This is a genomic window from Micromonospora sp. NPDC002575 (genome assembly GCF_042889525.1).
GTDB classification, from domain to species: Bacteria; Actinomycetota; Actinomycetes; order Mycobacteriales; family Micromonosporaceae; genus Micromonospora; species Micromonospora carbonacea.
The window spans coordinates 156,601-176,027 of record NZ_JBIARA010000005.1 but is presented as its reverse complement, the minus strand read 5'-3'; the positions used below and the strand labels follow the sequence as shown (position 1 = coordinate 176,027).

Below are 19,427 nucleotides of genomic sequence, written 5' to 3'. Positions count from 1 at the left end.
TCAGCTCGTCAGCGGACGGACGTCCCACACCCAGACCCCGCCGCTGTACGTGGGGCGGATGCCGGTCAGGTCGGTCATCGCCCGGCGCAGCGCGTCGGCGTGCTCGTGCGGGGCGAGCACGACCACTCCCGCCCGCCAGTACCGCAGGTCGTCCACGGCGTTGACCCGGGTCAGCGGGGTGACCGGGGGCACCTGGCCGGTGCGTCGGATGGTGCTGAAGAAGCTGCTGGTGGGACGGGGCGGGGCGGTGAACAGGGCGATCCTCCCCTCCGGGGCCCGGGGGCGGGTGTCCGGCCCGAGGAAGTAGCCGCGGGCCAGCGGCAGGTCCAGCCCGGTGGCCGCCGACCAGCGCAGCGGGTCCGGGTAGTCGGTGTCGGGCAGCGGCAGGGTCACCACGCTGCGCCCGCCGGCCACGTACGGACGCCAGGCCCCGGAGGTGACGAACTCGGGCACGGGGTCGAGGCGGGTCGAGGGCAGCGGGGTGGGGAACGCGGGGAGCAGGGCCATGGTCAGCATGGTGGCGGTGGCGAAGCGGATCTGCGGCCGGGCGGCGGGGTGGTCCCGGGCGAGCCGGCGGGCGCGGTCGACGCCGAGCGCGAGCAGCACCCCGACGACCGGCACGGTCGCCAGCGCCCACCGCGTCGGCACCACGGAGTGCAGGATCGGCAGGTCCTCCAGCGCGGCCCAGGGGCCGGCGATCCCGGTCGCCCGGCCCTCGAACTGGATCTCGCGGCCGAGCGAGAGGACGGCGAAGAGGAGGCCGACCGCCGCGAGGCCGAGCACCGCCGGGCTGCGCCGCAGCCACCACACGATCGCGCCCACCAGCACGACCAGCGGCCAGCCGAAGAAGCCGTTCTCCTCGGTGGGGTTCTTCACCAGCTCTCGGTTGGCCTCCGGGTTCCCCGCGATCGACTCGCGGGCGAACGCGGTGAACGCCGCCAGGTCGGTGCGGTAGCCGCGGATCAGCCGGGACAGCCCCTCGTACGCGCCGGGGCCGAAGAACTGCACGTAGAGCGGGTATGCCAGCAGGGCGGCGGAGAGGACGGCGGCGACCGCGAGGCCGGCGAGGAACGGCCGGGCCCGCCGACGCAGGTCGGCCCGGCCGAGGGCGAGCGCGACGACCACGACGCCGAGCCCGATCGCGGTCATCAGCAGGATCTCCAGGTTGATGAACGCCTGCCAGACGATGACGAGGCCGAGCAGCACGCCGTTGCGCAGCCACCGCCCCCCGTCCGCCAGCCGCAGGGTGCGCCAGACGATGAGCGGCACGACGAACTGGCTGACGATGTTGGGGTGGGCGTTGGCGTGCGACACCATCGCGGGGGCGTAGGCGCAGAAGCCGGCCCCGAGCCAGGCCGGTCCCCGGGCGCCGATCAGCACCCGGGAGAGCACGAAATACCAGGCGGTCGCGGTGGCGATCATGCCACCCGTGAGAAAGACCAGGAATGCGATACGCGGGCCGAACAGGACGGTGACCGGCGTCATTGGCAATGAAATGGACAATACGGATGTATTGGCCATCAGATTCACGCCGTCCGGCACGTTCATCCGGTCCGAGCCGAACGGATATGCGAAATCGGTCACCACGCGCGCGCCATGCGCCAGCATCCATTCGAAGAGCGCCTGGTCGGATCGGTTGTCCCGCACCCCGTGCGCGGGGTTCAACCAGAACCGCAGCGTCACCCAGAACGCGATCAGCGCGAAGCTGAGCACGGCGGCGGCGTCCGTCCACCGCCCCCGGCGGGCCGCCGCGGCACCGGCCCGCCCCTCGTCGGGCGCGCCCTGCACCGGGGAGCCGGCCCCGCCGCCTCCGGCCTCGCCATCGGGCCGGCCCGATTGGGGAGTAGTCATAACAATTCGTAGGGTAGTCAGCGTTTGGCGCCGACGTGACATGTTTCTGGGGACTGGCGTACTATGTGCCGGGTTCGCCGACCGCCGATCTCGTGCCCACCCCCGACCGCAATTCGGCCACTTCGGTGCCCCGATTTCCCCGCCGTCCGCTTCGGATGGTTCACTCTGTCGGTCCCGGGGCAGGTCGAGTCACACCGTGAGGAATCGACGCATGGCAGATATCACTGGGGATCAGCGAGTCCAGTCCGAGGTCCTCGAAGGGCTTGCGACGGCGGTCAACCACCGCAGGTGGTTCGTCGAACTGGCCGTCCCGCACCTCGGTGACAACCCTATCGAGATCGGCAGCGGGCTGGGCGACTACGCCCTGGAGTGGTCGGCGCGCCTTCCCCGGTTCACGGCCACCGAGGCCGACCCGGATCGACTGATCGCGCTGAAGGAGCGCCTCGCCGAGCAGCCGACCATCGAGGTGCGGCAGATGCTGCTGCCGCACTCCGAGCGCGGGGACTACAGCGCCGCCGTCTCGTACAACGTGTTGGAGCACATCGAGGACCACGTGGGCGCGCTACGCAGCATGCGCGACCTGGTCCGGCCGGGCGGCAACGTGATCATCATCGTGCCGGCGTTCGAGTTCGCGATGAGCCCGGCGGACATCGCCACCGGCCACGTCCGGCGGTACACGAAGAAGACCCTGGCCGCCGCGATGACCGAGGCCGGCCTGACCGTGGAGAAGATCCACTACGCGAACGCGCTCGGCCTGATCGGCTACTTCATGGCGACCAAGGTCTTCCGGCTGATGCCGAAGGAGGGCCCGATGGTCAAGGTCTACGACACCCTGGTCCTCCCGGCGACCAAGGCCGCCGAGCAACTGGTCCGCCCCCCGTTCGGCCAGTCCGTCTTCGCCGTGGCCCGGGTCCCCGCCTGACCCGCGCGCCCCGACGCCTGCGGCGATCTTGCACTTAGGGCCCCGACGGAACGGACAAAAGCCGTGAGCGGCGGGCCCCAAGTGCAAGATCGCGGAAGCGGGTGGGGCAGGGTCAGTCCCTGACCTGGTACGTCGGGCGGATCACCGCCCTGGCCAGGGTGTGGAAGGCCAGGTTGAAGCCGACGTACGCGCAGCTCGCGCCCGCGCCGACGCCGAGGCGCTCGACGTCCACGGCGTGCACGGCGAAGACGTACCGGTGCGGGCGGTCGCCCGCGGGCGGGGCGGCCCCACCGAACCCGGTGTCGCCGTAGTCGTTGCGGACGCTGAACGCGCCGCCCAGGTCGGCCTCCTTGACGCCCCGGGGCAGCTCGGTCACCGAGGCGGGCACGTCGACCAGCACCCAGTGCCAGAAGCCGCTGCCGGTCGGCGCGTCCGGGTCGAAGCAGGTGACCACGAAACCCTTCGTCTCGGCGGGAAAGCCCGACCAGGCCAGGTGGGGCGAGACGTTCCCGCCGCCGACGCTGCCGTGGGCGTATTGGGCGTCCATCGGCTCGCCGTTGTGCACGTCGTCACTGGTCAGGGCGAACGACGCGACGGTGGGCAGCAGCTCGTACGGGTCCGGGGCGATCGGTCGTTCCAGGGACATCGGGGACGGTCCTTCCGGTGGGCGAGATTTCCTGCGCCCCTTCTTACCCCGACCCGCCCGGTCAATCGACCACCGGCACGCATCGGTCCCCGCTCGTCGCGCCCCCTGCGAGCCCTCGACGTGCCGCCGGTGTCTGCACCCGCAGTCACAGGCCGAGTCAGACCGGCCCGCTCCTACATCCTCACCGTCAGAGGCGGCGGATGACCAATCCGGGCTTGACGTCTGCGGCGGCCGACAGTTGCGCGATGTCCTCGGGGTCACTGGTGAACACGATGCCACCGCAGGCCAGGGCAACATTGACCACGCAGGCGTCGACCACGTCGCGCGTGCCGGCCTTGCCGCACAGGACGCCGGCCGCCTTCGCCAGCTCGACGCCGACCGGGACGACCTCGCAACTGTGCAGGAACCGGCCGAGCTGAACCTGCCGACGGGCATCGCGCCACGCCTGGCCCACCACGACGGAGGGAATGATCAGGCGTCGCCCCTCCTCCACGGCCAGATGGTGGATGACCCACATCCGCCGGTCGTTGCCGTCGATCGCGAGCAGCACCCCGGCGTCGTAGACGTAGGGAATGCTCACGCGGCCGTTTGCCCTGCGGCACCGAGCGCCTGGGCGTCGGCGGCGGCCATCTCCGCGCGCGCGGCGGCGATCTCCTCGACCGTGAACGCTCCATGCTCGGCTTGCCACTCCGCGACCAACCGTCGACCCACCCGCCGCCGGAGTTCGCTCTCCGCCGCGCTGGCGACCAGCCTCGACAGCGGCACCCCATCCTCACTAGCGGCCGCGCCGAGCGCTTCGACCAACTCCTCGGGGAGGGTGACGGTGATCTTCCTAGCAGCCATGCAATCACCATACCGTGATATGGCGGCCTACCACACCGTGCCGCGGTACCACTTCATGCGTGTTTTCGCTGCCCAGGGAGCGGAGGGTGTGGGATTCGAACCCACGAAGACATCGCTGCCTTACCGGTTTTCAAGACCACGCGGCGCAGGGCCCTGACCTGCCGCTATGCGGTTGCACCCGCACCCGCCGACACGGATACGACACGGCGGGCGATCTGACTTGCGCACCCGCCTCCGGAGGGACATGCCTCATCCGGCCGGGCCCTGCCGCTGAGCTGGGTGAACGTCAACCAAGTCCGGCGAGGGCGGTCAAATTGGGCACGTATTCGGCACAGAGGCGTCCGATATTCCCACCACAGCTGCGCTGTGTTAACCCAACACGCCTTCCAAGTCTGCTGCCCGGCGTTCGCCACTGCCAGCGGTGCCGGGCAGCAGCGCCGGTACGGAGGCATGGCGTGGCTGGACCAGCTTGAAGCCCAATCGCGGCGCTGAGCTGCTCAGCTAACCGAACTCCGTCTGAGTCGATCAGAGCTTTGGACAGCGGTAGCAGCCTGCCAATGCGCGGAGATTCGCGGCTCCACCTGGGTGGCGAGGATCTGGCAGGATTGGCTTCATGACTGCCCCGCCCTGCGATGCACCTTGGCCTAGCGGCAGTCAGCGCGATGCGAAGGGACGCCGGACGATGCATGGGACGCCTGCCAAGACTCACTGGTTCTACCCCTGGATGGACGAGTTCGGGGTCAGTAGCGCCGCCTCAGCGCGTGCCCGTCTCAACGACAAGCATGCGTTGGCCAGACTCCACGAGATAGCGGTGAGCGCCCACGAGTCCGACAGCAGCGCGGACATCCCGCCGAGCGGCACCGTCTTTGCCGGGCCCGGACTCGACATCGGCGAGGGCAGTTGTCACTCTCTCTCCTGCCGCAAGGCGAACTTCGACTTCGACTTCAGCACTCTCTTTCATTACTTTGACTTGGTCGCCATGCAGGGCCTCAATGCAGACTACGTCACAAGGTCGATTGAACGCATGGACGAGAAGGGCCTTGATGAGGGGGCAATCCGGACTATAGCCGCCGACGCCTCCCTGATGCACTACATTCGATCGATCGGAATGACTAAGTACGTTGTGTTTGTGCAGAAGGAATACCCGTGCCTCTGCGACGACCACATTGATGAACAGCTCGCGGAGGTCGGTCTAGAGCACCTCGCAGATCCGGGCGCTTTCTCAGAAGTAGTCGCTGAGGTCGTACGGACCGATCATCTGAAGATTACCCAACCGGCGCCAGGGCATTGGGGAGGACATCTAACGCATCCGATGTTCTCGACGACTCTTACCCCACTTTTCAAATTGGAGCGCCGACCCAGTAAACGCTGGATGGCCCAGCAACTCGTCAGCCGAATCGTCCGCACGACAGTGAAGGAGACACTGGCAGCCAAGCGGCTCGACGCGCCCCTCGCATCCGTCGCGCAAGCGGATTTTGTGATTCAAGAGCTACGCCGTAGCCGTGGAGTATCCCCTGATGACGTTGCTTTGCAGCTAAATATCCCCATCCTGCGTGCCATGCCCACCGCAAATTTGCTCCGCCTGCGAGAAGAGGAATACGAAAGCTTCGAACGCTTCCGTCAAGTACTAACTGAAGCGATCCAGGCCGGCGTAGAAAAAGCAGGATCAAAGCCGGCCTCAGTAATTGCCGATGAGATCTGGCGGAACAAAATTCGACCTGGCGTCGCGGATATCGAGCGCAAGTTGGAGGCAAGCAGTCGAGCGATGATCAGGAAGACGGTCGCTGGCGTTACCGTCGGGGCAATCGGTGCCGCCGTGGGTGCGCTCGGAGGCTTTCCGCTTATCGCGGCAGCTGGGGCAGCTGCCGCGATCGGCGCACCTTTACCTCAGTTGCTGAAAAATCTTGAAGAACGTCAGCAGGTGGAACTGCATGACATGTACTTTTTGTGGAAAGCTCAAAAAGCTCATCGGCATGACGTCTAGCCTGAAATAATCGATTGCTCAGAGGCCACTCCGGTCACGTACTTTTCCATCGAGGATGCTTCTAGCTTGCCCTCAGCATCGACGTCCCGAACCCAACGGCCTACGGGGCTTCCTAGGTCTAATCGCCGGCCAGCTCAACCAGTAAAGCTGCTATCGCTCCCATGCTGGTGATTACGGTGTCCGCACCGGCCGCCCAGAATGCCTTGGCCTTGAGCGGCCGATTCGCATAGCCAATCACCCGCGATCCTGCCGCCCTTGCCCCCTCGATGTCTGACACTGAGTCGCCCACCAGGACGCATCTGCCCGGCGACTCGCCGAGCGCATCCACGGCTTGCAGGATTGGTTCCGGGTTGGGCTTCATGCAGGCCGGCTCGGCGTACGCCCGGCCAACCACCGGCGAGACGTACGCGGCGAGCCGATGCGCTGTTAAGTACGCGCTCACCGCGCCCGCTGAGTTATTGCTGACCACCGCCACCGGCATCCCGGCCTGCCGTGCCGCCACGATAACTTCCCGGCCGTATGGCGTCGGTTCGGCAGTCTCGGCGGCCCGGGGGCTCGGCTGCGCAGAGCGCATCCTCTACCACCCGCGTGACGCCCTGGTCGCCGGTCGCGCCGGTGCGACGTAACACCTCAAGCGGGTCCGGCTCGCTGGCAAGATCCGGCGGTACGTCGACACCGTGCCGCCGCAGCACGTCGACCAGTTCGGCGGCAACCTGCGGCGCCGGGTATCCGGCGAAGATGCTGCACACTGGCCCGTCGAAGTCGAGCAGTACCGCGCCGGCCATGGCGAGCAGTCGGCCGAGGTCGGCGTTCATCCGTCGTACCGGTAGGCGATGGTCGACCACACCGAGTCGAACCAGTGGCGGGAAGCTTCCACGAACTGCGTGCCGTGGGACGCGTCGTCGTCGGTCACCGCGTAGTGGAACAGCGGCACGTCCTTGCCCATCAGGTCGTAGATTGCGATGGGCTCACCCTTGATCGAGACGGTGCGCTCCACGACCGGGTAGAAGCCGTAGAAGACTTCCTCGCCGTTCAAGATGTAGAGCTTGAACAGCGGGGACGCCCGGTGCATCCGTACCTCAACGGTGGCCGACCGGATCAGGCCGAGGTCGCCCAGCTCGGTGACCTGATCGATGATGCCGTCCGCCGCCCGGCGGGTGATCCGATCGGCGCGTTCGCGCACGGCCGGGTCGTCGGCCTGCGTCTCGGCCCGTGAGGGCAGCGCCATCGGCACGGTCATGTCGGAGATCAGGACCCGCACGGCGATCGTCTCCCGCGCCAGGCGGCCCACACGCACCTTAGGCCCTGTGTCGAAGTCGGTGCCAGGGCGTGAGCTGTTGGCTTGAGGGTCTTGGCGTGTTGGTGTTCGAGATGTAGCGAGGTCTCCGGTATCTGGTTCAGCGACCAAGCAGAACCCGAACACCGGAGACCTCGTGGCCACTGTAGCGGTGACGAGGCGGCATGACCTGACCGATGCGCAGTGGGTGGCGTTGGAGCCGTTGCTGCCCGTGGGGCGTAGGCCGGGTCGGCCGTCGAGATGGACGAAGCGGCAGCTCATTGATGGGATTCGGTGGCGGATACGGGTCGGTGCCCCGTGGCGGGACGTCCCGGAGTGCTACGGGTCCTGGGCGGCGGTGTACGCGCTGTTTCGGCGTTGGCAGCGTGACGGGACCTGGGCGAGGATCCTGACCGCGTTGCAGGCCGTCGCGGACGCGTCCGGGCGTATCACGTGGGACGTGTCGGTGGACTCGACGGTCGCCAGGGCGCACCAGCACGCCGCTGGGGCGCGGAAAAGGGGGATCTGCAGGTCGAATCGCCGGGCGGGGTCGTGGTGGAGCCGGTCGATCATGCGCTCGGGCGGTCGCGGGGTGGGTTGACCACGAAGGTGCACCTGGCGTGTGAGCAGGGGCAGAAGCCGTTGTCGATCGTGTTGACCGGCGGGCAGCGTGGGGACAGCCCGCAGTTCGTTGCGGTGCTCGACGGGATTCGGGTGCCCCGTCTCGGCGGCGGTCGGCCCCGGACCCGTCCGGACCGGGTCCTCGCGGACAAGACATCCCACGCAATTTGGTGTCAAGCTGCGGTGGGTAGCTGTTGTGGTTGAGGTGGGGTGAAGGCGGTTGTCTCCTGGTAGAGCTGTCGGGTTTGCAGGCAGTGGTGAAGGCAGCCAAGGAGCCGGTTGGACAGGTGGCGCAGGGCGGCGGTGTGGCCGTCGCCAGCGGTTCGTCGGCGTTGGTAGTGAGCGTGGGCGCCGGGGGAGGCGGTGAGGGCGGAGAAGGCCCAGAGATGGCTGGCGTGGGCGAGGCGCTGATTTTTCACTCGTCGGTGCATGACGATCAGGCTCTTGCCGGAGGCGCGGGTGATCGGGGCGGAACCGGCATACGATTTCAGTGCTCGTGTATCAGCGAAGCGGGATCGGCCATCCCCGATCTCGGCGAGTACCCGGGCGCCGATGAGTCGACCGAGGCCTGCGAAGCTGGTGATGATCTCGGCGTCCGGGTGTTGATCAAAAGACTGTTCTGCGGCCGTGGCCAGGTCTTCGGCGTTGAGGCAGGCGGTGTCCAAGGCGCGCAGTAGGGCCAGGGCTTGTCGTCCCATGGCCTGTTCGACCAGGGGTGGCTGGTGCAGGGTTGCGGTGGCCAGGGCCTGGTGCAGTCGGTCAGCTTCGGCGGTGACGCCTCGTTGCCGGCCGGCTCGTCGTAGGGCGTCGGCGAGGTCGTCTGGGGTCAGGGTCGTTGCCTGGGTGGGGGTGGGCGCTGTGGCGAGTACGGCGCGGGCTTCGGGGCGGGTGATCCCGCCGCGGGCGTCGCGGAAGGCCAGTAGGAACGTCGGGTAGTACTCGCGCAGCAGTGAGCGCAGTTTGTTGTGGGCTTGGGTTCGATCCCATACGGCGTCTTGTTGCGCACGGGCGAGAACTGCGATCGCCTGGACGAGTTCGGAGTCGTTGGGCAGCGGCCGGTACACGGCCATGTCGGTACGCAGAATGTTGGCCAGGACCACCGCGTCGACATGGTCGGACTTGGTGCGTGAGACGGTGTATCGGTCTCGGTAACGAGCGACCGCGACCGGGTTGATCGCGTAGATCTGCCGGCCGGTCGCCCGTAGGCAAGCCACCAGCAGACCCCGGGAGGTCTCGATCGCCACGGGGATCGGCTGTTGCGGGTTGTCACCGGCGTCGGCGAGCAGTTCGATCAACTGCCGGTAACCGGCCGCGTCATCACCGATTCTCAGCCGTGCGACCAACCCGCCGCTGTCGTTGACGATCGCGACGTCGTGGTGTTCCTCGGCCCAGTCAATTCCGCAGTAAACAGTCATAGGCATCAACCCCTCGTAGGTGATATCTGAGATTCGGGCGGGCCCGCCACGATCACGCCGCGACCTAATGAAAGGACTCTCGGTCCACCATCCCACCAGCGTTGAAGTGACCGTGGACGCCCGCGTGGCCCTCCATCGTTGTCGAAGGATTCGATGATCCAGGCCTGTCCAGAGGTGGCCCACGCGAGCGGCTCAAGCAAGTGACTACCACTGCGCAAGGGCCGGTCCTGCCAGGACCCGCCGTGTCGGATCGGTCTTGTCGAAGCGCTCACCGCGCGGGCTACAACGCGAGATCTCCGAACGAGCACCGGGCAAGACCAGCCCTTGCACGCTCATTAGGCGTACACGTCGAAGGCTAACCGTCGCTATCTGCGTCGACGTGGGATCAGGGCGACGATCCCGTCGAAGGCCGACCAGGACGCGAACCGGCGTAGGAAGGGGTCGAAGGGCGGCCGGCCTCCGGCCTTCGACCCGCAGCGGTACAAGCAGCGCCATGCCGTGGAGTGCGGCATCAACCGACTCAAACGCCACCGTGCCGTCGCGACCCGCTTCGACAAACTCGCCGTCCGCTACGAGGCCACCGTGCACATCGCCGCGATCAACGAGTGGCTGTAACCGACTTCGACACACGCCCTAATCGCAAACCAGCCTCGGGCACCGCCCGCTGCCAGCCAACCGCCCCAGACTCGCCCTCTATGAAGCCGAGAACCTCCGTGCCGTCGACCACGCCGAACGGCTTCGGAATGCAGGTGAACCCCACCCCGTGCAGATACTCCAGCAGCGCATGCACCGTAGGAGTCCACCACCCGGCAGGCCGATACACCCGATCATCGACCACCATGATCCGCTGCTGCACCATGCCCCGACAGTATCCGCCGTCACCGACCAGCCACGTCGTCCGCGACCGGGCGACGTCACCATCCGTAACTGCAGCACGCCTTCGCCTTCGTGTCCGCCCACCCGGAATTCCTGCTGTCCGCTGTCACCCGACCCCTTCCGGCATCACCCCGGCCCGCCCGCCGCCCGTCCGACACCGGGAAACGGCCCCCTGAGAGCCACGGAGAGGGTTCCGCCCAACGCCTGACTTCATCCAGTGGCGAAGCGCCAAAGAACACCGATCAGGTCGACCGAAAGGTGGTGGTCAACCCGAAGCAAGCCCGTGCTCTGCTTACGACGGTCGGGAAGCGCGACCCGCATTTGGAAGGCTTCTTCGCCTGCATGTACTTCGCCGCTCTCCGGCCGTCCGAGGTGATCCACCTACGCGCCGACGAATGCGAGCTACCCGAGCAGAGATGGGGGTGGCTCCACCTCAGCGGCTCCACCCAGCAGGTCGGCGAGGATTGGAGCGACAGCGGCGAATCGCTGGAAGACCGCGAGTTGAAGCACCGGGCCAAGAAGGCGACCCGCGATGTGCCTGCCTGCCCCGAACTGGTTCGCATCCTGCGACACCACCTACGGCAGCACTGTCGCGACGCCAACGGCCGGATGTTCAACGCTGCCGGCGCTCGGGTGGCCCCAGTGTCCAAGAGCACGTATCTGCGAGCGTGGCGGCAAGCGCGGGAGATCTGCGCTGACGCCAGTTCAGCAGCGGTCACCACTGGCGCACCGACCGTACGACCTGCGGCATGCGGCCGTGTCGCTCTGGCTCAACGTCGGGGTGCCGGCCACCCAGGTTGCTCAGTGGGCCGGGCACAGCGTGCATGTGCTGTTGAAGGTCTACGCGTCGTGCATCGATGGGCAGGATGACGCGGCGCGGAAGCGGATCGAGGGAGCGTTGGGCACCGAACAGCCGGAAGCGGCCGAGAGAGAGCCCGGAGACGCCGACACGTAAACGACACGACCAGTGAGACGCGGCGGCCCCGAGCGGGATGAAGTGAGACTGATTCACCATCCATAGACACGCTCCCTGACGGGCGTTAGCGCTGGTCAGGGAGCGTTCTTGCTGTCCAGGTGAGCGGAGGGTGTGGGATTCGAACCCACGAAGACATCGCTGCCTTACCGGTTTTCAAGACCAGCGCCATCGGCCACTAGGCGAACCCTCCCGGCCCGCGCCCCGAGGGGCACGACCGCTGCCTAGTCTGCCAGAAGCCGGCCAACCCGCGACTCGCCGTCCCACCGGCACCCGGCTCCCGTCCCACCGGCGCCCGAGCGGCGCCGGACCGGACAGCCCGGACGTGGACGGCGCGACGGATCGGACAGCCCGGACGTGGAGGGCGCACCGGATCGGGTATGACTGGGCCATGCGCGCGATCACGATCCCGGAGCCCGGTGGACCCGACGCACTCGTCTGGGCGGAGGTGCCCGACCCCGAGCCCGGCCCCGGCGAGGTGATCGTCGACGTGCGGGCCAGCGCCGTCAACCGGGCCGACCTGCTGCAACGGCAGGGGCACTACCCTCCCCCGCCGGGCGCGCCCGCGTACCCCGGGTTGGAATGCTCGGGGGTGGTCAGCGCGATCGGTCCCGGCGTGGCCGGGTGGGAGGTCGGCCGGGAGGTCTGCGCGCTGCTGGCCGGCGGCGGGTACGCCGAGCGGGTGGCCGTGCCCGCCGGGCAGTTGCTGCCGGTGCCGGCCGGCGTCGGCCTGGTCGACGCGGCGGCGCTGCCCGAGGTGGCGTGCACGGTCTGGTCGAACGTCGTGCGGCTCGCCGGGCTGGCGCGGGGCGAGACGCTGCTGGTGCACGGCGGCGGCAGCGGGATCGGCACGTTCGCCGTGCAGCTCGGCGCGGCGCTGGGGGCGACGGTGGTGGTGACCGCCCGTGCGGCGAAACACGAGCGGCTGCTCGGGCTGGGCGCGGCGCACGCAATCGACTACCGGGAGCAGGACTTCGTCGAGGAGGTCCGCCGGGTCACCGACGGCCGGGGCGCGGACGTGATCCTCGACATCATGGGCGCGTCCTACCTGGCCCGGAACGTGGCGGCGCTGGCCACCGGCGGCCGGCTGGTGGTGATCGGGATGCAGGGCGGCCGGAAGGCGGAGCTGGACCTGGGCGCGCTGCTGGCCAAGCGGGCGTCGGTGGCGGCCACCGCGCTGCGCTCCCGCCCGCTGGCGGAGAAGGCGGAGATCGTCGCGGGCGTACGCGAGCAGGTGTGGCCGCTGGTCGCCGCCGGCACGGTCCGCCCGGTCGTCGACCGGCGGCTGCCGATGGCTCAGGCCGCCGACGCGCATCGCCTGGTCGAGTCCAACGCCCACGTGGGGAAGGTGCTGTTGACCGTCTAGGCGGGTGCGGGGGCGCAGTCGCCGCAGGCGGAGGTCGCGGGCGCGGGGCCGGCGGCGGGCTCGGGGCGGGGGAGCATGAGGCGGGCGCCGGGGCCCTCGCCGGACAGCTTGTCGTCGGGGTTGTAGAGGACGCAGCGCTGCAACGACAGGCAGCCGCAGCCGATGCAGCCGTCGAGGTCGTCGCGGAGCTTGCTCATCAGGCGGATCTTCTCGCTGAGCCGGGCCCGCCAGGCGGTGGAGAGTTCGGCCCAGTCGGCCGCCGTGGGTGTGCGGGAGGCGGGCAGGGAGTCCAGCGCCTCGCGGATCTCCTCCAGCGAGATGCCGACCTGCTGGGAAACGCGGATGAACGCGACCCGGCGCAGCTCGGTGCGGGCGTAGCGGCGCTGGTTGCCGCCGGTGCGGTCGGCCCGGATGAGGCCGAGGCGCTCGTAGTAGCGCAGCGCCGAGGGCGCGACCCCGCTGCGCGCGGCGAGCTGGCCGATGGTCAGGGATTCCTGCATCACGTCGCCTTGAATTGAAGTGGACTTCAACTCGCTCAGGCTATCGGCACGGCCCGCCTGACCGCCACCACGGCGGGACTGTCGGGGATCAGTGCTGCGAGGCGCCCACGGGACGGCGGCGGGTGCGCTCCCGGCCGAGGATCCAGATCGCCTCGACGCCGTCCTTCCAGGTGATCTTCTTGCCCTCCTCGCGGCCCCGCGCGCGGTAGCTGATCGGCACCTCGTACGGGCGGATGCGCCGGCGCAGCAGCTTGCCGGTCACCTCCGCCTCCATGCCGAAGCCCCGCGAGCGGATGTCGAGGGACCGGTAGAGCGCGACCGGCATCAGCTTGAAGCAGGTCTCCAGGTCGCCGATGTACGAGTTGAACAGCACGTTGGCCGCCATGGTGACGCCCTTGTTGCCCATCACGTACCAAAAGCTGTAGGCGCTGTGGCTGCCGAAGGTGCGATTGCCGTAGACCACCGTGGCACGACCGTCGAGGACCGGGTCGAGCAGCTTGGGGATGTCCTGCGGGTCGTACTCCAGGTCGGCGTCGAGGATGACCATGTATTCACCCTCGGCGTTGTCGACCGCTGTCTTGATGGCCGCGCCCTTGCCGGCGTTACGCTGGTGCGTGATCACCCGCAGCCGGGCGTCGTCGGCGCGGCCGAGGACCTCGCCGGTGCCGTCGCGGCTGCCGTCGTCGACCACGACCAGCTCGATCTCGCACGGGTAGTCGACCGCCAGGGCCTGCTTGAGGGCATCCGCGATGCGTTCTTCCTCGTTGTAGACCGGCATGAGGATCGAGAGCTTCACGGGAATCTCCACGGTGGCGGTGACACGTCGGGCCTAGCCTAGCTTGGCAGCTCAGCGCGGCGGGGTGCAGCACCGCCGGGCATCGGGCTCGGCGCGTTCAGGTCGATGGTGTTTACTTCGCGCCATGTCGGCAGCCGGCTCCCTGCTCGTGGCGGCCCCGCTCGTCGCCGTCCCGTCCCTCGCCGTGGCGCTGCGCCCCGCCGGGCCGGACACCGTCGCCCCGCTGCGCCTCGCCGTGGTCCGGGCCGCGGTGGTCACCGGCGCGTTCGCGCTGCTGACGGTGGAACTGCTCGGCGCGCTGCGCCTGTTGACCCTGCCCGCGTTCGCGGTCGCGTGGCTGGTCTTCGTCGCCGCCACCGTGGCGGCGGCGGCCTGGCGACGCCGCGTCGCCGCGTCGACCGGGACCAGCGCGCCGACCGGGTCCGGCGTCGCCCGGAGGCTGGCCGCCGTCCGGGCCCGGCTGGCGGACCGATGGCGTACGGCCCGGCGGGGCGAGCGCCTGCTCGCCGGCACGGTCGGCGGCCTGGTCCTGGTGGAGCTGCTGGTCGCGCTCCTCGCCGAGCCGAACAACTTCGACTCGCAGACGTACCACCTGCCGAAGGTGGAGCACTGGGTGGCCCAGGGCGGCCTGGAGTTCTGGCCCACCGCGATCCACCGGCAGGTGACGATCCCGCCCGGCGCGGAGTACCTGCTGCTGCACCTGCGCCTGTTCACCGGCGGCGACGCGCTGTACAACCTGGTCCAGTGGGCCGCCGGGGTGGGCTGCCTGCTGGCCGTCGCCCGGATCGCGGCGCAGCTCGGCGGGGGGCGGCGCGCCCAGCTCCTCACCGCGTTCGTGCTGGGCACCACGCCCATGGTGGCGCTCCAGGCGACCAGCACCCAGACCGACCTGGTCTGCGCCGCCTGGGTGGCCTGCGTGGCGACCCTCGCCCTGGACGGGCTGCGCCGGCGGGCCGGGGTCGGCACGCTGCTGCTGCTCGGCGCGGCGACGGGGCTGACCGCGGTGACGAAGACCAGCGGATTGATCGGCGTCGGCCCGCTGCTGCTGCTCTGGGGGATCGGCCAGCTCCGGCTGGCGTACGTCGGCGGGACCGGGCGGGGCGCGGACCGCGACCGGCGGGCCGGGGCCAGGGTCGACGGACCGGCCCGGCCGGCCCTGGTGGGCGCGGGTCGCGTCGGTCTGCCGGCCGGCGGGGCCGACCGGGCGGCCCCGGGCGGCGCGGACGACGTCGCCCGGCCGACGGCGGACGGCGGCGCGCCGCGGGCACCGGGGTCCCGCGCGGGCGGCGTGGCCCGGACGGTGGCCGGGTCGGTGCTGGTGGTGCTCGTGGCCCTGCTGGTGGTCGGCCCGTTCCTGGCCCGCGTGCAGGCGGAGTTCGGGCACCCGTTGGGGCCGCCACGGCTGCGCGAGTCCATCCCGATGGAACGGCACGACCCGCCGTCGGTCCTGGTCAACGCCCTGCGGATCGGGCACACCGCGCTGGACACGCCGCTCGCGCCGGTGCGCGCGGGCACCGCCGAGGCGATCATGGCCGGGGCGCGGGCGATCGGCGTGGACCCCCAGGACCGGGCCATCACCTTCGGCCGGGAGACCTTCCCGGTGCCGTCCTGGTATCCCGACGAGGACCGGGTGGCGTTCCCGCTGGCCGGCACGCTGGCGCTGGTCGGCGCGGTGCTGGCGCTGGCCCGACCGACCCGGGTCAGTCCGGCCTCGGCCGGCGCCCTGCGAGGGTACGCGACCGTGGTGGTGACGGCCGTCGCGCTGCACACCGCGATGATCAAGTGGCAGCCGTGGGGGAACCGGCTGCTGCTGTACGCCCTGGTCCTGGCGGCCCCGCTGGCCGGGCTCTGGCTCGACTCGCTGCTGCGCCGCCGGCTCGCGCCGGAGCCGGGGTCCGAGGGCGGCTCCTCCTCCGCACCCGGCCGCCGGTCGGTGGCGGTCGGGCTGGCGGTCGCGATGCTCGCCGGGTCCGCGCTGGCCGGGGTGCTCGCCCTGTCGTACGGCTTCCCGCGCCGGCTGGTCGGGGCCGGCTCGGTCTTCACCACCTCGGAGTGGGACACCCGCTTCCTGCGCCGGCCACAGTGGGCCGACGAGTTCCGGGCGGCGGCCGACGCGGTCCGGGCCAGCGGCGCGCGGCGGATCGGGCTGGTGCAGCAGAACGACAACTGGGAGTACCCGTGGTGGCTCCTGCTGCGCGACGCCGACGGCCGGCCGCCCGAGCTGGTGGCGCTCCAGTCGGTGCTGCCGGACCGGCCGCCGGCCGACCCGGCCTCGACGGACGCGATCGTCTGCACCGGCAGCCGGAAGGTCTGCGCCGACCTGGTGCCCGCCGGCTGGACGCTGGCCTGGCGGGGCTACGTCGGCTACGCCCTGCTGCCGCCGGGCTGACCCGGCGGGGTTGGTTGTTTGCAGGGGCCCCTGTGCAACAGAATGCGTTAACAGGGGGCCCCTGCTTACTCACCTGAGCAGGACGAGGCGCGCCTTGGCGGCGTCGCCGTCCTTCGCGCCGGCCACGCCGACCGTCGCACCGACCCGCACCGCCTCGGGCTGGATCGTCTTGCGCCGCTCGACCACCCGCAGGTCGTCGCCGAAGGTCCACGTCATCGTGAAGCCGTCGGTGGACTTCACGGTCATCGAGTCGCCGTCGATCGCGGTGACCTCGCCGCGCTGCACGGCGACGGTCCTCGTGCCGCCGTCCTTCATGCCCACCACGACCTCGCCGTGCAGGGTGTTCTTCTTCCGCAGCAGCACCCGCGCCTGCCGGCGCTTGCGCCACTCCTGCGCCCGCTCGCCCCGCCGCTCCTTCGCGTCGGGCTCGCCGCTGGCCGGCGCGGGCGAGCCGGACTGTGCCCCCGGGGCCGCCGCGCCTGCCGGGGCCGGTGCGGCCACCAGGTCGAGGTCGCCCGGGTCGAAGCCCAGCGCGGCGAGCGCCTGCCCCTCCGCGCCCAGCGCGGCGGACACGTCGACCGCGACCTCCCCGGAGGCGTCCTGTGCCACCTGCGCCGGCCCGCAGCCCGTGACGCCCAGGGCGACCGCCGCGAGCAGCGAGGTGGCGGCGACCGCGAATCCGTGACGTGCCATTGGTCTCCCTCTCGTCGGTGAGGGTCCCAGCGTCCCGCCCCGGTGCTCAGGGGGCGTCAGCGCGATGTTCGGGTCAGGTAAGGGTCGGCCGGCAGCCGCACGGTGAACGCCGCGCCGCCCTCGGCGGCGTGGCCGGCGGCGATCTCGCCGCCCAGCCGGCGTACCAGCCCGGCGGCGAGGGCCAGCCCGAGGCCGCTGCCGACCTTGCGTACCCCCCGGTAGCGCGCATGCAGCGCACCCCGGTCGAACGCCACCGCCAGGTCGTCGTCGGTGAAGCCGGGGCCGCCGTCGCGCACCTCCAGGATTCCGCCGGCCGCCGGGTCGGCTCCGGCGGGCCGGGCCGCGAGCACCACCGGCGCACCCGGGGGCACGACCCGCAGCGCGTTCTCCAGCAGCCCGTCGACCACCTGCCGGATGCGCCCCGGATCGGTGTACGCGGGCACCACGCCGTCGGGGATCTCCATGCGGAACGTCACCCCCACTGCGGCGCAGCGGTCGGCCCAGGTGTGTTCCGCGTCGGCGGCCAGCCGGGCCAGGTCGACCGGCACCGGTTCGAGGGGGAAGTCGGCGGCCTCCAGCCGGGCCAACGCGAGCAGGTCGCGGACCAGCCGGTCCAGGTGCTCGGCCTCGGCCAGCATGGTGCGCCCGGTACGCGGCGTGTCGTCCGCGCCGATCACCCCGTCGGCCAGCGCCTCGGCGTAGCCGCGGATGGCGGTGAGCGGGGTGCGCAGCTCGTGGGAGACGGAGAGCAGGAACTCCCGCTGCCGGTCCTCGCTCATGGCCAGCGCGGCGGCCAGCCCGTTCAGGGCCAGGGCCAGCTCGGCGACCTCGTCGGGCGGCTCGACCGGCACCCGGACGGCCCGGTCGCCGGCGCTGAGCCGGGCGGCGGCGGTCGCGGCGACGCGGATCGGCCGGGCCAGCCGGCGGGCCAGCAGCATCCCGGCGGCCAGCCCGGCGGCCAGCCCGGCGAGCAGCGGCAGCCAGAGGCCCCGGACGACCCGCCCCCACAGGCCGGGGGTGGCGGGCCGGGTCAGCACCACGCCGTCCCCGCCGGCCAGCGGTCGCCCCTCGACGAGGGCGCGTTCGCCGGAGACCAGCCGCCGGCCGGAGACGGTGTTGCCGGCGGCGACCCGGTTGACGACCTGCCGGGGCAGGCCGGCGTGGTCGACCGCGCCGGCGCGGATCACGTACACGCCGATGTCCTGCTCCTGGAGCTGGCGGATCAACCGTTCGCCCGCCGCGTCCCGCTGCCGCGGTGCCCGCACGCGCAACACGTCGGCGGCGAGCCGCGCCTGCGCCGCGAGGGCCTCCTGGTCGCGTCGCTCCTGACCGCGCACGGCCAGCGGGACGGCCACGAGCGCGGTGACCAGCACCGAGACGAGGGCGACCGCGCAGGTGACGAGCACCGCGCGGGCCGTGAGCGTACGCCCGGGGCGACGCCGCTGCGGGCCGGCCGGGCGCGGGCCGATCACCGGCAGCGCGACGGTGGGCTGGGCCCGCGCGGACTCCCCCGGCGTCGCCGGCCGGTCAGCCATCGGCGGCGTACCCGACGCCCCGGTGCGTGCGGATCACCCCGGCCGCCCCGCCCAGCTTGGCCCGGACCTGCGCCACGTGCACGTCGACCGTACGGGTGCCGGAGTGGGCCGCGTAGCCCCAGACGCCGGCCAGCAGCTCCTCGCGGGTGAAGACCCGGCCGGGCCGGGCCATCAGGTGCGCGAGCAGGTCGAACTCGGTGGAGGTGAGCTGCACCGGCTCGCCGGACACGGTCACCGTGCGGCGGGTCGGGTCGAGGGTGACCGGGCCGACCGTCCGGGGCCGCTCGACGCCCTCCGGCACGCCGGCCGTGCGGCGCAGCACCGCGCGGACCCGCGCCACCAGCTCGCGCGGGCTGAACGGCTTCGTCACGTAGTCGTCCGCGCCGAGCTCCAGGCCGATGATCCGGTCCACCTCGTCGTCGCGCGCGGTGAGGAAGAGCACCGGCGTCCAGTCACCGGCCTCGCGCAGCCGCCGGCAGATCTCGGTGCCGGCGAGCCCGGGCAGGGCGATGTCCAGGACGCAGGCGACCGGGCGCAGCCGGCGGGCGGCGGCCAGCCCCGCCGCGCCGTCGCGTTCCAGGTGTACGCCGAAACCGTCCCGCGTCAGGTAGAGCCGGACCAGCTCGGCGATCGCCGGCTCGTCCTCGACAACGAGGACCAGCCCGCGCTGCGGTGCGTCGACGGTCACCGGACCATGATTGCCGACCACCGCCCGCCGAGGGACGTCGGGACATGTTCGGA

Annotated in this window: 16 protein-coding genes, 1 tRNA gene and 4 pseudogenes; 7 read left to right on the top strand and 14 right to left on the bottom strand. The window is 70.8% G+C overall.

Annotated features, from left to right (window positions below):
* Complete coding sequence (locus tag ACFYWL_RS10595) at positions 1-1,851, bottom strand: hypothetical protein (protein ID WP_386970193.1); 1,851 nt, start codon at positions 1,849-1,851, stop codon at positions 1-3.
* Positions 1,852-2,062: 211 nt separating this feature from the next.
* Between ACFYWL_RS10595 and ACFYWL_RS10590 the strand changes: the two genes are divergently transcribed.
* On the top strand, positions 2,063-2,773 hold the full coding sequence (locus ACFYWL_RS10590) for a class I SAM-dependent methyltransferase (protein WP_386970192.1): 711 nt from the start codon (positions 2,063-2,065) through the stop codon (positions 2,771-2,773).
* Between the two features lie 112 nt (positions 2,774-2,885).
* Here the strand turns inward: ACFYWL_RS10590 and ACFYWL_RS10585 are convergent, their stop codons facing one another.
* From ACFYWL_RS10585 to ACFYWL_RS10575, 3 genes are all read right to left on the bottom strand, one after another.
* Positions 2,886-3,419, bottom strand: coding sequence for a YbhB/YbcL family Raf kinase inhibitor-like protein (locus ACFYWL_RS10585; RefSeq protein WP_386970189.1), 534 nt, complete (start codon positions 3,417-3,419; stop codon positions 2,886-2,888).
* A 187-nt stretch (positions 3,420-3,606) separates the two neighbouring features.
* Positions 3,607-3,969, bottom strand: a complete 363-nt coding sequence (locus tag ACFYWL_RS10580) for a type II toxin-antitoxin system VapC family toxin (RefSeq protein WP_386970186.1) — start codon at positions 3,967-3,969, stop codon at positions 3,607-3,609.
* Between the two features lie 26 nt (positions 3,970-3,995).
* Positions 3,996-4,262, bottom strand: coding sequence for a hypothetical protein (locus ACFYWL_RS10575; RefSeq protein ID WP_386970183.1), 267 nt, complete (start codon positions 4,260-4,262; stop codon positions 3,996-3,998).
* Between the two features lie 811 nt (positions 4,263-5,073).
* On the opposite strand from ACFYWL_RS10575, the gene ACFYWL_RS10570 reads away from it, so the two are divergent.
* Positions 5,074-6,246: a hypothetical protein gene (locus ACFYWL_RS10570; RefSeq protein WP_386970180.1), complete on the top strand. Its 1,173-nt coding sequence runs from the start codon at positions 5,074-5,076 to the stop codon at positions 6,244-6,246.
* 118 nt (positions 6,247-6,364) lie between these two features.
* Here the strand turns inward: ACFYWL_RS10570 and ACFYWL_RS10565 are convergent.
* Together ACFYWL_RS10565 and ACFYWL_RS10560 are read right to left on the bottom strand one after the other, a co-directional pair.
* A pseudogene (locus ACFYWL_RS10565) lies at positions 6,365-7,061 on the bottom strand (HAD family hydrolase).
* Positions 7,058-7,546: pseudogene (locus ACFYWL_RS10560) on the bottom strand (GntR family transcriptional regulator); the annotation flags it as partial. The pseudogenes ACFYWL_RS10560 and ACFYWL_RS10565, both read right to left, overlap by 4 nt.
* 133 nt (positions 7,547-7,679) lie before the next feature.
* On the opposite strand from ACFYWL_RS10560, the pseudogene ACFYWL_RS10555 reads away from it, so the two are divergent.
* Positions 7,680-8,296 (top strand): annotated as a pseudogene (locus ACFYWL_RS10555) (IS5 family transposase); the annotation flags it as partial.
* Positions 8,297-8,316: 20 nt separating this feature from the next.
* Here ACFYWL_RS10555 and ACFYWL_RS10550 read toward each other — a convergent pair.
* Positions 8,317-9,558, bottom strand: coding sequence for an IS110 family transposase (locus tag ACFYWL_RS10550; protein ID WP_386970177.1), 1,242 nt, complete (start codon positions 9,556-9,558; stop codon positions 8,317-8,319).
* Positions 9,559-9,897: 339 nt separating this feature from the next.
* Here ACFYWL_RS10550 and ACFYWL_RS10545 point away from each other — a divergent pair.
* Positions 9,898-10,173, top strand: a pseudogene (locus ACFYWL_RS10545) (transposase); the annotation flags it as partial.
* On the opposite strand, the gene ACFYWL_RS10540 reads toward ACFYWL_RS10545, so the two are convergent.
* Complete coding sequence (locus tag ACFYWL_RS10540) at positions 10,157-10,417, bottom strand: hypothetical protein (RefSeq protein ID WP_386970176.1); 261 nt, start codon at positions 10,415-10,417, stop codon at positions 10,157-10,159. The pseudogene ACFYWL_RS10545 and the gene ACFYWL_RS10540 overlap by 17 nt on opposite strands.
* A 774-nt stretch (positions 10,418-11,191) precedes the next feature.
* On the opposite strand from ACFYWL_RS10540, the gene ACFYWL_RS10535 reads away from it, so the two are divergent.
* Positions 11,192-11,389 carry a hypothetical protein gene (locus ACFYWL_RS10535; RefSeq protein ID WP_386970174.1) on the top strand — a complete coding sequence of 66 codons (198 nt, stop codon included), beginning with the start codon at positions 11,192-11,194 and terminating at the stop codon, positions 11,387-11,389.
* Between the two features lie 124 nt (positions 11,390-11,513).
* Here ACFYWL_RS10535 and ACFYWL_RS10530 read toward each other — a convergent pair.
* Positions 11,514-11,600 (bottom strand) — tRNA-Ser (locus tag ACFYWL_RS10530).
* Positions 11,601-11,798: 198 nt separating this feature from the next.
* Between ACFYWL_RS10530 and ACFYWL_RS10525 the strand changes: the two genes are divergently transcribed.
* A complete protein-coding gene (locus tag ACFYWL_RS10525) occupies positions 11,799-12,773 on the top strand; it encodes an NAD(P)H-quinone oxidoreductase (RefSeq protein WP_386970171.1) in 975 nt (324 codons plus the stop codon).
* Here the strand turns inward: ACFYWL_RS10525 and soxR are convergent.
* Positions 12,770-13,273 (bottom strand): redox-sensitive transcriptional activator SoxR, encoded by a 504-nt coding sequence (gene soxR / locus ACFYWL_RS10520; RefSeq protein WP_178066854.1) that lies wholly within the window; start codon positions 13,271-13,273, stop codon positions 12,770-12,772. The two genes, ACFYWL_RS10525 and soxR, sit on opposite strands and share 4 nt — an antisense overlap.
* A gap of 88 nt (positions 13,274-13,361) precedes the next feature.
* Positions 13,362-14,069 carry a glycosyltransferase family 2 protein gene (locus ACFYWL_RS10515; RefSeq protein ID WP_386970167.1) on the bottom strand — a complete coding sequence of 236 codons (708 nt, stop codon included), beginning with the start codon at positions 14,067-14,069 and terminating at the stop codon, positions 13,362-13,364.
* 124 nt (positions 14,070-14,193) lie between these two features.
* On the opposite strand from ACFYWL_RS10515, the gene ACFYWL_RS10510 reads away from it, so the two are divergent.
* On the top strand, positions 14,194-16,458 hold the full coding sequence (locus tag ACFYWL_RS10510) for a hypothetical protein (RefSeq protein WP_386970164.1): 2,265 nt from the start codon (positions 14,194-14,196) through the stop codon (positions 16,456-16,458).
* 69 nt (positions 16,459-16,527) lie between these two features.
* Here ACFYWL_RS10510 and ACFYWL_RS10505 read toward each other — a convergent pair whose 3' ends face one another.
* From ACFYWL_RS10505 to ACFYWL_RS10495, 3 genes are read right to left on the bottom strand one after another with little or no spacing between them, the layout of a single operon-like run.
* Positions 16,528-17,151, bottom strand: a complete 624-nt coding sequence (locus tag ACFYWL_RS10505; RefSeq protein ID WP_386970162.1) for a hypothetical protein — start codon at positions 17,149-17,151, stop codon at positions 16,528-16,530.
* A gap of 56 nt (positions 17,152-17,207) precedes the next feature.
* Positions 17,208-18,686, bottom strand: a complete 1,479-nt coding sequence (locus tag ACFYWL_RS10500; protein WP_386970159.1) for a sensor histidine kinase — start codon at positions 18,684-18,686, stop codon at positions 17,208-17,210.
* On the bottom strand, positions 18,679-19,374 hold the full coding sequence (locus ACFYWL_RS10495) for a response regulator (RefSeq protein WP_386970156.1): 696 nt from the start codon (positions 19,372-19,374) through the stop codon (positions 18,679-18,681). The genes ACFYWL_RS10500 and ACFYWL_RS10495 overlap by 8 nt, the downstream gene beginning before the upstream one ends.
* Positions 19,375-19,427: the final 53 nt, after the last annotated feature.

Coding starts and splice junctions, on each gene's coding strand:
- ACFYWL_RS10590 (WP_386970192.1), top strand. CDS start 2,063: ATGGCAGATATCACTGGGGATCAGCGAGTCCAGTCCGAGGTCCTCGAA.
- ACFYWL_RS10525 (WP_386970171.1), top strand. CDS start 11,799: ATGCGCGCGATCACGATCCCGGAGCCCGGTGGACCCGACGCACTCGTC.
- ACFYWL_RS10500 (WP_386970159.1), bottom strand. CDS start 18,686: ATGGCTGACCGGCCGGCGACGCCGGGGGAGTCCGCGCGGGCCCAGCCC.
- ACFYWL_RS10550 (WP_386970177.1), bottom strand. CDS start 9,558: ATGACTGTTTACTGCGGAATTGACTGGGCCGAGGAACACCACGACGTC.
- ACFYWL_RS10585 (WP_386970189.1), bottom strand. CDS start 3,419: ATGTCCCTGGAACGACCGATCGCCCCGGACCCGTACGAGCTGCTGCCC.
- ACFYWL_RS10510 (WP_386970164.1), top strand. CDS start 14,194: ATGTCGGCAGCCGGCTCCCTGCTCGTGGCGGCCCCGCTCGTCGCCGTC.
- ACFYWL_RS10575 (WP_386970183.1), bottom strand. CDS start 4,262: ATGGCTGCTAGGAAGATCACCGTCACCCTCCCCGAGGAGTTGGTCGAA.
- ACFYWL_RS10505 (WP_386970162.1), bottom strand. CDS start 17,151: ATGGCACGTCACGGATTCGCGGTCGCCGCCACCTCGCTGCTCGCGGCG.
- soxR (WP_178066854.1), bottom strand. CDS start 13,273: ATGCAGGAATCCCTGACCATCGGCCAGCTCGCCGCGCGCAGCGGGGTC.
- ACFYWL_RS10595 (WP_386970193.1), bottom strand. CDS start 1,851: ATGACTACTCCCCAATCGGGCCGGCCCGATGGCGAGGCCGGAGGCGGC.
- ACFYWL_RS10540 (WP_386970176.1), bottom strand. CDS start 10,417: ATGGTGCAGCAGCGGATCATGGTGGTCGATGATCGGGTGTATCGGCCT.